13 protein-coding genes are annotated in these 10,885 nt (G+C 67.1%); 7 read left to right on the top strand and 6 right to left on the bottom strand.

What is annotated here, in order from left to right; genetic code table 11:
- From KYN89_RS09870 to KYN89_RS09860, 3 genes are all read left to right on the top strand, one after another.
- Window positions 1-1,474, top strand: a 1,474-nt coding sequence (locus tag KYN89_RS09870) for a heavy metal translocating P-type ATPase (RefSeq protein WP_222824866.1), incomplete at its 5' end; no start/stop codon positions are given.
- The gene (ccoS, locus tag KYN89_RS09865) at window positions 1,471-1,659 is read left to right on the top strand and encodes a cbb3-type cytochrome oxidase assembly protein CcoS (RefSeq protein WP_222824865.1); all 189 of its coding nucleotides are present in this window, start codon (window positions 1,471-1,473) and stop codon (window positions 1,657-1,659) included. The genes KYN89_RS09870 and ccoS, both read left to right, overlap by 4 nt.
- On the top strand, window positions 1,646-1,882 hold the full coding sequence (locus tag KYN89_RS09860; RefSeq protein WP_222824864.1) for a hypothetical protein: 237 nt from the start codon (window positions 1,646-1,648) through the stop codon (window positions 1,880-1,882). Before ccoS ends, KYN89_RS09860 begins: the two co-directional genes overlap by 14 nt.
- Before the next feature lie 101 nt (window positions 1,883-1,983).
- Here the strand turns inward: KYN89_RS09860 and KYN89_RS09855 are convergent, their stop codons facing one another.
- Entirely contained in the window at window positions 1,984-3,297 is a 1,314-nt protein-coding gene (locus KYN89_RS09855; protein ID WP_222824938.1) for a radical SAM protein, read from the bottom strand.
- 176 nt (window positions 3,298-3,473) lie between these two features.
- Between KYN89_RS09855 and KYN89_RS09850 the strand changes: the two genes are divergently transcribed.
- Window positions 3,474-4,142 carry an OmpW/AlkL family protein gene (locus tag KYN89_RS09850; protein WP_222824863.1) on the top strand — a complete coding sequence of 223 codons (669 nt, stop codon included), beginning with the start codon at window positions 3,474-3,476 and terminating at the stop codon, window positions 4,140-4,142.
- Window positions 4,143-4,167: 25 nt separating this feature from the next.
- Window positions 4,168-4,539, top strand: a complete 372-nt coding sequence (locus tag KYN89_RS09845) for a carboxymuconolactone decarboxylase family protein (protein WP_010234513.1) — start codon at window positions 4,168-4,170, stop codon at window positions 4,537-4,539.
- A 9-nt stretch (window positions 4,540-4,548) separates the two neighbouring features.
- Here KYN89_RS09845 and KYN89_RS09840 read toward each other — a convergent pair whose 3' ends face one another.
- On the bottom strand, window positions 4,549-5,265 hold the full coding sequence (locus tag KYN89_RS09840) for a Crp/Fnr family transcriptional regulator (protein WP_222824862.1): 717 nt from the start codon (window positions 5,263-5,265) through the stop codon (window positions 4,549-4,551).
- A gap of 88 nt (window positions 5,266-5,353) precedes the next feature.
- Window positions 5,354-6,262, bottom strand: coding sequence for a LysR family transcriptional regulator (locus KYN89_RS09835; protein WP_222824861.1), 909 nt, complete (start codon window positions 6,260-6,262; stop codon window positions 5,354-5,356).
- Window positions 6,263-6,388: 126 nt separating this feature from the next.
- Between KYN89_RS09835 and KYN89_RS09830 the strand changes: the two genes are divergently transcribed.
- Together KYN89_RS09830 and KYN89_RS09825 are read left to right on the top strand one after the other, a co-directional pair.
- Window positions 6,389-7,087, top strand: coding sequence for a pirin family protein (locus KYN89_RS09830; protein ID WP_222824860.1), 699 nt, complete (start codon window positions 6,389-6,391; stop codon window positions 7,085-7,087).
- Between the two features lie 27 nt (window positions 7,088-7,114).
- Window positions 7,115-7,708, top strand: coding sequence for an FMN-dependent NADH-azoreductase (locus KYN89_RS09825; protein WP_222824859.1), 594 nt, complete (start codon window positions 7,115-7,117; stop codon window positions 7,706-7,708).
- 58 nt (window positions 7,709-7,766) lie between these two features.
- Here the strand turns inward: KYN89_RS09825 and KYN89_RS09820 are convergent, their stop codons facing one another.
- The 3 genes from KYN89_RS09820 to egtB all read right to left on the bottom strand — a co-directional run bounded on the left by KYN89_RS09820 (window position 7,767) and on the right by egtB (window position 10,795).
- Window positions 7,767-8,456: a retropepsin-like aspartic protease family protein gene (locus KYN89_RS09820; protein WP_222824937.1), complete on the bottom strand. Its 690-nt coding sequence runs from the start codon at window positions 8,454-8,456 to the stop codon at window positions 7,767-7,769.
- Window positions 8,457-8,543: 87 nt separating this feature from the next.
- Complete coding sequence (gene egtD, locus KYN89_RS09815; protein ID WP_222824858.1) at window positions 8,544-9,530, bottom strand: L-histidine N(alpha)-methyltransferase; 987 nt, start codon at window positions 9,528-9,530, stop codon at window positions 8,544-8,546.
- Window positions 9,530-10,795, bottom strand: coding sequence for an ergothioneine biosynthesis protein EgtB (gene egtB, locus KYN89_RS09810; protein ID WP_222824857.1), 1,266 nt, complete (start codon window positions 10,793-10,795; stop codon window positions 9,530-9,532). The genes egtD and egtB overlap by 1 nt, the downstream gene beginning before the upstream one ends.
- Window positions 10,796-10,885: the final 90 nt, after the last annotated feature.

The following is a 10,885-nucleotide window of genomic DNA, read 5'->3' as shown; positions in this document are numbered from 1 at the left end:
GCGCGCAGGCATCGCCTCGCTGCTGAGCCGGATGGGCCGCCATGCGACGGTGCTGCTGCCCGACGGCTCGACCCGCCGGGTGAGTGCCGAGGAACTCGAACCGGGGATGACCATGCTGGTCGCCGCGGGCGATGCGCTGGCCGCCGACGGAACGATCGAGGCCGGGACCAGCGCGATCGACAACGCCATGCTGACCGGCGAGAGCACGCCGGAGGATGTCTCCATCGGGCAGAGCGTCCACGCGGGCGCGGTCAACCTGCTCGCGCCCATCCGGGTGCGGATCACCGCCGCCGCGCAGGACACCGCGATTGCAGAGATCGCGCGGCTGATGGACGAGGCGGGGCAATCGCGCAGCCGCTATGTGCGGATCGCGGACCGCGCCTCGCGCCTCTACGCCCCGGTGGTTCACACGCTCGCCCTGCTCGCCTTCGTCGGCTGGATGATCGCAGGCGCGGGCTGGCACCAGTCGCTGGTGATCGCGATCGCGGTGCTGATCATCACCTGCCCGTGCGCAATGGGGCTGGCGGTGCCCGCGGCGCAGGTGGTCGCATCGGGCGCGCTGCTGAAGAAGGGCCTGCTGGTGAAGGACGGCAGCGCGCTGGAACGGCTGGCAGAGGCCGATATCGCGGTGTTCGACAAGACCGGCACGCTGACGCTGGGAGAGCCCGTTGCCGAGCTTGCGCATGTCGACGAGCATGCCCGGCCCGTCGCGCTCGCGCTCGCGCTGTCGAGCCACCATCCGCTCAGCCGCGCGCTGACCAGGGCGCTCACCGCGCAGGGCGTGAAGCCTGCCGCGATCAGCCAGCCGGAAGAGATCGCGGGCGAAGGCGTGTTCGCCATGTTCGACGGGCAGCGCGTCAGCCTGACCCGTCCGCTGGGCGATGGCGGCGCGACCGCGACCGAATTGCGGATCGCCAGGCAATGCTGGACCATCCCCTTCCACGACGCGCTGCGCCCCGATGCGGCCGACGCGATTGCGCGGATCGCGGCGGCGGGTCTCGATAGCCGGATCATCTCGGGCGATGCGGACACGGTCGTCTCCGGAGTTGCGGCAGACCTTGGCATCAGCGGGCACGGGCGGGTCTCCCCGCAGGCGAAGCTGGCCGAGCTGGAGCGTCTGAAGGCCGAGGGCAAACGACCGCTGATGGTCGGCGACGGGTTGAACGACGGGCCTGCGCTCGCCGCCGCGCATGTCTCGATCGCGCCGGGTACGGCCAGCGATGTAAGCCAGCAGGCCGCCGACGCGGTATTCGTGGGCGAGCGGCTGATGCCCGTCGCGCTCGCCGTGGTCGCCGCGCAGCGCACGATGCGCGTGGTGAGGCAGAACTTCGGTTTCGCGATTCTTTACAACATGCTCGCCATTCCGCTCGCGCTGTTCGGCTTCGTGACCCCGCTGATCGCGGCGCTCGCGATGTCGTTCAGTTCGCTGGTGGTGGTCGCCAATTCGCTGCGCCTTACGCGGGCCGCGCGATGAGCGGGCTGACCTTCCTGATCCCGATCGCACTGGCGATGGGGGGCCTCGGCCTCGCCGCGTTCTTCTGGGCGGTGGGCAATGGCCAATACGACGACATGGACGGCGCGGCGAACCGGATCCTTATCGACGAGGAGCCCGGCGGTCAGGATCGGGGCAATGGGGAGCGTAGCGATGATCAGGCCTGAGTGGCTGCTGCTGATCGGCCTCGCTCCGATGATCCTCGGCCCTCTGCCCGGCGGCGGCGATTCGATCACCGCGCAGCTGTGCAGCGGCGGCGTGATCCGGATTCCGGTCGATGGAGATGAGCCCGATCGGGTGCCCGAACAGCCGTGTTTCAAGGCGTGCCATGCGGGCAATTGCCGCAAACGCTCGGACAAGGGCGACACCCTAGACCTCGAGCTGGACTGACTGCAGCCGATCGCTATCGGCGCGGCGCTGCGCCGCTCCCTCCCCGGGGCACGCGAGGGCGCGCCGGGCGGACCGGCCGGAGGGGGCCGGTCCGCCGAACTTCACACAGCCGAGCTGAACTGCCGGGGCGAGACCGCGCGATAGGCATCGAACAGCGAAGCGATGGTGCGCGCATAGGGCAGGCCATCGGGCTCGATCGAGAGCCACTCGCGGTCGATATGCGCCAGTCCGCGATCGATGAAGGGCTCCAGTCGCGGGGCGACTTCGGCCAGCAGGCGCGCACCCACCCGACTGCGCCCGTCGCACAGCAACCGCTCGATAATCGCCCCGCGATAGCGGTCGTCGGCAGAGCGGTGGATGCCGCGGTTCACGGTTAGCTGACCATCGCCCGCCTTCATCCGGTAACGGCCCGAATTCTTCTCGTTCTGCGCGAGCAGGCCGGGGAAGCTGCTGATCGCCGAAGCGCCCAGCCCGATCAGCACGTCGCTGGGGTCATCGGTGAAGCCCTGGAAATTGCGCCGCACCCGGCCGCTTGTGGCCGCCGCCGCGAGCGGATCGCTGCCTGCCTTGGCAAAGTGATCGAAGCCCACGGGCACATAGCCATGGGTCAGGAAATAGCCGAAGCCAGCCGAGGCCATTGCGAAGCGCTGATGGCGGTCGGGCAGGTTGGTCGCGTCGATCACGCGCTGGCGCGCGACGATATGCGGCACATGCGCATATCCGAACAGCGCAACCCGATCCGCACCCAGCACGCGGGTGCGGTGCATCGAATCCTCCAGATCATCGAGCGTCTGGCCCGGAAGGCCGTACATCAGATCGAAGTTGATCGAGCTGACGCCCGCCTCGCGCAGCCAGTCGACCGTCTGCACGATCAGCTCTTCGGGCTGGACCCGGCCGATCGCCTGCTGGCAATGCTGGGCAAAGGTCTGCACGCCGAGGCTGGCCCGCTCCACCCCCACGGCGGCGAGCACCTGCGCCCATTCGCGGCTCATCGTGCGCGGGTCGAGCTCGATCGAGAAGACCGGCTCGTCGATATTGAACTGGATCGTCAGTGCATCGATCAGGCGGAGGAATTCGACCGGCGCGATCGCGTTGGGGCTGCCCCCGCCAAAGGCGATCCGGCGCACGCGGGTGCCCCGGGGCAGCAGCGCGGCGACCGTCTCGATCTCGCGATGGAGCGCGCGCAGGTAGCTTTCGAGCCGCTTACGCTTGTTCGCCTTGCCCGTGTTGCAGCCGCAGTAGAAGCATATCTGCTCGCAGAACGGGATGTGGAGGTAGAGCGAGACATCGCCCTGCGTCCGCTCCAGCGCGGTGCGATAATGGCAGGCCGGCAGGACATCGAAGTCCGCCGCGGTCGGAAAGCTGGTGTAACGCGGCACGGGCGTTTCCAGCAGTTCGGGATGATAAGGCCACATGCCCCGCAGCCTAGTCATGCGCCGCGACGCGTCTTTGCGCTGGATCAATTTTGCGCAGAATTCCGGCGAATTGCCATTCTTGATCTGTGTCAATGCAGCGCCCCGCCGACGGGCCCATCTCTCCCCTCGCCGCCCGGACGGGGCGGCTGACATGGAATGCGAGAAGGATCGAAGAGATGAAGCGTCTGTTTGCCGCAATGCTTGTTGGAACCGCCATGCTGGCCACGCCTGCCGCGGCTCAGGATGAACAGGGCAACATCCAGGTGAAGCTGCTGGGCACCGTCGTGATGCCGGATGGGGCGATCAGCGCCGTCAATGTCGACACGGTCGGCCTGCCGGGCGACACCCAGACCGAAGCCAACGACAATTTCGTGCCCACGCTGGCGGTCGAATATTTCGTGTCGAACAATTTCTCGATCGAGACGATCTGCTGCATGACGCAGCACGATGTCGACGCGGTTTCGGGCCTGCCGGGCGCCGAGCTGGTCGCCGATGCGAAACTGATCCCCGCCACGGTAACCGCCAAGGGTCATTTCGACCTCGGCCCGGTGAAACCCTATGTCGGCGCGGGCGTGACCTACTTCCTGTGGGTCGATGTCGATCCGGGCGAAGCCACGCTCCCGCTGGGCGTGACCGAAACCGACCTGTCGAACGAATTCGGCTTCGTGCTGCAGGCCGGGATGGACGTGCCGCTGGGCGATAGCGGGTTCGGCCTGACGCTGGATGCGAAGAAGTACTTCGTCGATACCACCGCCAGCTGGTACGCGGGCGACACGCTGGCCATCCAGACCGAGCACGATCTCGACCCCTGGGTGCTGAGCGCAGGCGTCAGCTACCGCTTCTGACCGATCGGCAGGGAGGACCGGCCCGATGACTCATACCGACTTCAAGGACTGGCCCGCCCTGGCCGCCAACCTCATCCCGGCGATCAAGCAGCTGCATCGCGGCGCGCCGGAGGTGATGAAGGGCTTTCGCGACATGGGGGCAGCGGCGCATGGCGCCGGTGCCCTCGACGCGAAGACCAAGGAACTGCTGGCGGTCGCGATCTCGGTCGCGGTGCGCTGCGACCCGTGCATCGCCTACCACGTGGATGGCGCGCGCAAGCATGGCGCCACGCGGGAAGAGATTGCCGAAACCCTCGGGCTGGCGATCTACATGGGTGCCGGGCCCAGCGCGATGTACGCCGCGCAGGCGCTGGAGGCCTACGACCAGTTCGTGGACGAGGCGGGCGGCGGCGAATAGCCGGCGCGGCTAGCTGGCCAGATCTTCCAGCGCTTCGCGGTCTTCGATCGCGACTTCGCGGCGGTTGGGCAGCGAGACGACACCGGCCTTCTTCAGCTTGGTGAATTCGCGGCTGACGGTTTCGATCGTCAGCCCCAGCACGTCCGCGATCTGCCCGCGGCTCAGCCGCAGGGCGAAGGCACCCGGCTGGGTGCCGACCTCTTCCTCGACCGGAAAACGGACGGACAGATCGAGCAGGAAGGTTGCCACGCGCTGTTCCGCCGTCATCCGGCCGAGCAGCAGCATCCATTTGCGCGTCCGGTCGAGTTCCGACAGCGTGCGCTCCAGCAGCTTGTGCTCGAGCCTGGGATGTTCGCGCGCGAACTTGTCGAAATCGGCGCGGCGGAACACGCAGACCAGCACATCGGTCAGCGCCTCGACCGAATAGGGCGTCGAATGGCCGAACGGGCGACCGATGAAATCGGCGGGAAAGGCGAGGCCGAGGATCTGCTCCTTGCCGTCGGCGGTGCTGGTCGAGAGTTTCAGCATCCCTTCCACGACATTGGCGACGACGACCGCGTCATCGCCTTCCCACAGCAGGTTTTCGCCCGCGCTGAGATGGCGGCGCTGGCCGATCGCGTTGAGCGCGACGATCTCTTCATTGTCGAGATCGCCGCAGATCGCGCGGTTGCGGACCGTGCAGGCGTCGCAGAAATTCGCGGTGCGGGAGAGGAAAGGTTCATTCATTGCTGCGCAACGCCATAACCGACTTGGCAATGCGGGTGAAGGCTCGCAGCGTAAGACCGTGACTAGGCACAGGTTTTGTGCCGCGCAGTCAGCGATCCTGCCCCACACCCAGCGTCACGAACCGCTCCAGCAGCCACGATGTCGCCGGGCCCGGGGCCGCGTCGGAGCGATGGATGGCGGAAAAGCGGAAAGGCCCTCCGGTATCGTCGGGCATGGCCAGCCTGACCAGCGTGCCCGCGACCAGATCGCCCTCGATCATCGGCAGCGGCATGTTGCCCCAGCCGATCCCTTCACGCAGCAGCGCGTGTTTCGCGCCGAGGTCCGCCAGCCGCCATGTATGTGGGGACTGGACCGCAAAGTCGCGCCCCTGCGTCAGGGGAGAGCGGTCGGTCAGCACCAGCTGGATATGGTCGCGCCCCGCGCCGGGCTTCAGCTTGGTTGCGCGGGCCAGCGGATGGTCGGGCGCGGCGACCGGCACCAGCAGGACCGAGCCTGCCTCCACCCGGTCGAGCCCCTCGATCCCGGCGGCGACCGGCCCGGCAATCCCCAGCCCTGCCTTGCCATCGAGCACCAGCGCGGCGACCGCGCCCAGCGCCTCGACGTGCAGGCGCAGCGGCACGGTGGGAAATTCGCAGGCGAAGGCGCGCAGGACCTGCGCCAGCCGCTCGGCCGGCAGCATCACGTCGACCGCCAGGCTGACCTCCGCCTCCAGCCCTTCGAGCAGGCCCTTGGCCCGCGCGCGCAATCCGGCGAGCCCGGCGGCGACCACGCGCGCGTCGGCGAGGATCGCCTCGCCTTCCTTGGTCAGCACGGGTTTCTTCGTACCCTCGCGCGTGAACAGCGTGAGGCCAAGCTGCGCCTCGAGATTGCTCACCCCATAGCTGATCACCGACACCGCCCGGTTCAGCCGCCGTCCGGCGGCGGCAAAGCTGCCCTCCTCGACCACGGCGAGGAAGATCTGCAGCTGGTCGAGCGTGGGGGAGCCGGGTTCGGACATTTCGACTTTCTCGAACAGTTGGATCGAACTTATCCCACTTAGCAGCAGGGGTACGCAAGCCTAAATCGGAACCAACGGAGCGGAACCGGCACCTGCCGATGTCCGCCAAAGGCAAGGAGAATCGCAATGATCGAACTGCGTCCTTTCGATAGTCTTGGTGGCGAAAACCACGGCTGGCTCGATGCCAAGCATCACTTTTCTTTCGCCAACTACCACGATCCCGCGCGCGTCCACTGGGGCAATCTCAGGGTCTGGAACGACGACACGATCCAGCCGCACACCGGCTTCCCGCCGCACCCGCACCGCGACATGGAAATCATCACCTATGTCCGCAAAGGCGCGATCACGCACGAGGACAGCCTGGGCAACAAGGGCCGCACCGAAGCGGGCGATGTCCAGGTGATGAGCGCGGGCACCGGCATCCGCCATTCCGAATACAACCGTGAGGACGAGGTGACGCAGATCTTCCAGATCTGGATCATCCCGACCAGCGAAGGCGATGCCCCGCAATGGGGTGCCAAACCCTTCCCCAAGGGCGACCGCGCGGGCCAGTTCGTGACGCTTGCCAGCGGTTACGAGGAAGACGCCGACGCCCTGCCGATCCGTACCGATGCCCGGGTGGTGGGCGCGACGATCCCTGCGGGGGAAACGGTGGAATACCCGCTCGGCGCCGACCGCAAGGCCTACCTCGTGCCCGCGACCGGCTCGGTCGAGATCGACGGGCAGACCGTCAACGCACGCGACGGCGCGGCGATCAGCGATCTCGATGTGCTGCGGATCACCGCCAGGGAAGACAGCGAAATCGTCCTCGTCGACGCGGCCTGAAACCTCTCACAAGAAAAGGAACACCCCATGACCAATATCCTGCATGTCACCGCCAGCATCCGCAGCGGAGAATCCGTCTCGCGCAAGCTCGGCAGCAAGCTGGTCGAGAAGATCGCCCAGGGCACCGACGCCACCATCGTCACCCGCGATCTGGCCGCCAACGACCTGCCGCTGATCGACGCGGACCGCTTCGCCGCCAACCTGACCCCGCCTGCCGAGCGTGACGAGAAGCAGCAGGCGCTGGCAGACGTTGCCGACGCGCTGATCGCGGAGCTGCAGGCCGCCGATACGCTGGTGCTCAGCCTGCCGGTGTACAACTTCACCATGCCCTCCACGCTCAAGGCGTGGGCCGATCTGGTCGCACGCGCCGGGACCACGTTCCGCTATACCGAAAGCGGCCCGGAAGGCCTGCTGACCGGCAAGAAGGCCTATGTCGTGATCGCCAGCGGCGGCACGCCGATCGGCAGCGAGATCGACTTCCTCACGCCCTGGCTGCGCCACTTCCTCGGCTTCCTCGGCATTCGCGATGTCGAGATCATCGCCGCCGACGGCATCATGGGGATCGATGGCGAGCAGAAGATCGAAGCCGCCGCACAGACCATCGAGACGCTCGCCGCCTGACGGCAAGTGCCTCAACGCCAACCTCCGCCGGGGTGCAGCAATGCGCTCCGGCGGAGGATTATGTCCGATCTGCCTGCGTGGTGCCGACTTGCTGTTCCTGAGGGACATTCGGCACAAGGATCAGCACGCCCTGCTCCACCCGCCACTGTGCCAGCCGGCTGAGCAGGTTCATCCCGATCACGTTGGTCTCGCCGATATTGGGCGCGAGCACCGCGTCGAGCCCGAAGGCGGCGACATTGCCGAAGCGCAATTCCTCGATCGTGGTCGTACCGACCGAGATCGTGCCATTGGCGGTGGTCATCATCACCGGCAGCCGATCGCGCCGCTCCTCCAACCCCGCCGCGCGTGCGGTCGGCTCCGAAATCGCGGTCAGCGTTGCGCCGGTATCCACCAGGAAACGCGCGGGCACGCCGTTGACCTCTGCATTGAGCCAGTAATGCCCGTCGGGCGACAGCTCCACGCGGGTTTCCCCGCCGACCACGCTCTGTTCGGGCAGGCCGACTTCCGACATCGCGACGTCGAACCGCGGGTCGAGCCGGGCGAGCTGGAGCACGATCAGCACCAGCACTCCGCACAGCACCAGCGTACTGCCGGTGCTGACGATCCGCCCGATCAGGAGATCGCGCCGGGCGAGCGCAGCGCCCAGCCAGCCGATCAGCATCGCGGCAACCGCGATGATCAGCAGGCCGCTTTGCGGAATGCTGCCGATACTGGCGGCCAGCCGGTCGAACACAGGGGCGAAGTCCATCATCGCAATATAGGCCACACTCGCGTGCTAATCCATGAACAGGATGGCGATTGCCGATTGCTTTCCCCCGCTGGCGAGGACTAGCGCTCAGGGCGCGCTGCGCGGGATGCTGGCTTCGGCGAGGACCACGCTGAAGCGCTCCTCGCGGTCGAGCCAGCGGCCCACCGGGGTCCACTCGCCCGCCAGCAGCTGTTTGTCCGCGCTGCGGCGGTCGAACTTGTGGCTGTTCTCGGTGTGGATCGTCTCGCCCGCCTTCATCGCAAACTCCTCGCCCGCGATCTCGAAGGCGATGTCGTCCTGCGCCACCAGATGCATCTCGATCCGCGCGAACTGGTCGTTCCAGCGTGCAGCATGTTCCAGCTTGTCGACCGGAATGGTCCCGTCCAGCTCGCGGTTGATCCGCCGCGCGAGGTTGAGGTTAAACTCCGCCGTCACCCGCCCCGCGTCGTCGTAAGCGGCTTCGAGCACGCGCGTGTCCTTGATCAGGTCCATCCCGACCAGCAGCATTGAGCCTTCTCCCAGCGTTTCGCGCATGGTGCGCAGCAGATCGGTCGCGGTGCGCGCAACCATGTTGCCGATGGTGCCTCCGGGGAAGAAGCCGAGCTTGGGCATCTCCGCCACTTCCTCGGGCAGTTCGACCCGGCGCATGAAATCGGCCTCCACCGGGAAGACCGGCAGGCCGGGGAACTTGGCCGACAGATCGGCGGCGGCGGCACGCAGGAAATCGCCGGCAATATCCAGCGGCACATAGGCCGCAGGGTCGATCGCGCTGAGCAGCGCAGGCGTCTTCACCGAAGACCCGCTGCCGAATTCGACCACGGCGCGCCCCGGCCCGATCGCCTCGGCGAAGTCCGCCCCGCGCTCCTGCAAGATCTGCGTCTCGGCACGGGCCGGGTAATATTCCGGCACTTGGGTGATGTCTTCGTAAAGCTGCGACCCCGCATCGTCGTAGAGCCAGCGTGCGGGGATCGCTTTCTGCTCCTCGCGCATGCCGGAGAGCACGTCTGCGCGGAAGGCACGGTCTACCCCCGCCTCGTCGAGATCGACGAGCTTGAGGCCGGTTTGATCGGTCATCAGATGTCCTTCGCGAGCCGGAGGCCGGTGAACTGCCAGCGCTGGTGCGGATAGAAGAAATTGCGGTAGGAGGCGCGAGAATGGCCGCGAGCGGTCGCGCAGCTCGCGCCCTTGAGCACGAACTGCCCGCTCATGAACTTGCCGTTATATTCGCCCACTGCCCCCTCTGCGGGCTGAAAGCGCGGGTATGGCAGATAGGCGCTGCGGGTGAACTGCCAGCAATCGCCGAACAGTCCCGGCGAGCCGACCGGGTGCACCGGGCCTGCGGTGTCGAGCTGGTTGCCCGCCGCAGGGTCGTGCGCGGGCGCTTGCTCTGCATGCTGGCCGCGCGCGACCGCTTCCCATTCGAACTCGGTCGGCAGGCGGTGCCCCGCCCACGAAGCGAAGGCATCGGCCTCGTAATAGGAGATGTGCGTGACCGGCGCATGCGGGTCGCGCGGCTGCCACCCGGCGAGCGTGAAGTGCTCCGCCCCGTTATCACCATCGCGCCAGTAGAGCGGTGCGGCGATGCGGTTCTCCTGCACCCAGGCCCACCCGTCGCTGAGCCACAGCGCGGCGTTTTCATAGCCGCCATCGGCGATGAAGGCGTCCCATTCGGCATTGGTGACGAGCGTGTCCGCCAGCGCGAAAGGCTCCAGCAGCACCCTGTGGCGCGGGCCCTCGCAGTCGAAGGCGAACCCCTCGCCCGTGTGGCCGATCGCGCCGATCCCGCCGGGATGCTCGGTCCAGCCGCGCTCGCGCGCTTCGGCCGCAGGCAGCTGCCCGTCGAACATCGCGGGGCCCAGCGGGTTCTGGAACAGCGCGTGCTTGATGTCGGTCAGCAGCAATTCCTGGTGCTGCTGTTCGTGCGCGACGCCCAGCTCGATCAGCGGGGCGAGCTCGGCATGGTCGAGAAGCTGGCCCATCGCCTGCGTGACGGCGGCCCGCCAGTCGAGCACTTCGTCGACACTCGGACGCGACAGCATGCCGCGTGAAAAACGCCCGATCCGCTCGCCCTCCGCTTCGTAATAGGAGTTGAACAGGAACGGCCAGCGTTCGTCGTGCAGGCTGTAGTCCGGCAGGTGGTCGCGCAGGAGGAAGGTTTCCCAGAACCACGTCGTGTGCGCGAGATGCCACTTGGCGGGCGAGGCGTCTTCCATCGACTGGATGGTCGCGTCGCTCTCGCTCAGCGGTTCGCACAGCGCCTCGGTCAGCGCGCGCGTCGCGTGAAAGCGCTCCGCGAGCGGGCTGTCCTCCGCCTGTGTCCGGAGTTTTGTCGAAGCCACGGATTCTCTCCCACTTGGCGAGCAATCCTGTCCCACCCTAGAGACAGGAATGCAGCAGGGGAAACCCGGTTTCCGAAATTATCCTTTGTG

It is taken from the genome of Alteriqipengyuania abyssalis, assembly GCF_019857185.1.
Lineage (GTDB): Bacteria > Pseudomonadota > Alphaproteobacteria > Sphingomonadales > Sphingomonadaceae > Alteriqipengyuania > Alteriqipengyuania abyssalis.
This window is presented reverse-complemented; position numbering and strand designations above follow the sequence as displayed.

Coding starts and splice junctions, on each gene's coding strand:
- ccoS (WP_222824865.1), top strand. CDS start 1,471: ATGAGCGGGCTGACCTTCCTGATCCCGATCGCACTGGCGATGGGGGGC.
- KYN89_RS09860 (WP_222824864.1), top strand. CDS start 1,646: ATGATCAGGCCTGAGTGGCTGCTGCTGATCGGCCTCGCTCCGATGATC.
- KYN89_RS09855 (WP_222824938.1), bottom strand. CDS start 3,297: ATGTGGCCTTATCATCCCGAACTGCTGGAAACGCCCGTGCCGCGTTAC.
- KYN89_RS09850 (WP_222824863.1), top strand. CDS start 3,474: ATGAAGCGTCTGTTTGCCGCAATGCTTGTTGGAACCGCCATGCTGGCC.
- KYN89_RS09845 (WP_010234513.1), top strand. CDS start 4,168: ATGACTCATACCGACTTCAAGGACTGGCCCGCCCTGGCCGCCAACCTC.
- KYN89_RS09840 (WP_222824862.1), bottom strand. CDS start 5,265: ATGAATGAACCTTTCCTCTCCCGCACCGCGAATTTCTGCGACGCCTGC.
- KYN89_RS09835 (WP_222824861.1), bottom strand. CDS start 6,262: ATGTCCGAACCCGGCTCCCCCACGCTCGACCAGCTGCAGATCTTCCTC.
- KYN89_RS09830 (WP_222824860.1), top strand. CDS start 6,389: ATGATCGAACTGCGTCCTTTCGATAGTCTTGGTGGCGAAAACCACGGC.
- KYN89_RS09825 (WP_222824859.1), top strand. CDS start 7,115: ATGACCAATATCCTGCATGTCACCGCCAGCATCCGCAGCGGAGAATCC.
- KYN89_RS09820 (WP_222824937.1), bottom strand. CDS start 8,456: ATGGACTTCGCCCCTGTGTTCGACCGGCTGGCCGCCAGTATCGGCAGC.
- egtD (WP_222824858.1), bottom strand. CDS start 9,530: ATGACCGATCAAACCGGCCTCAAGCTCGTCGATCTCGACGAGGCGGGG.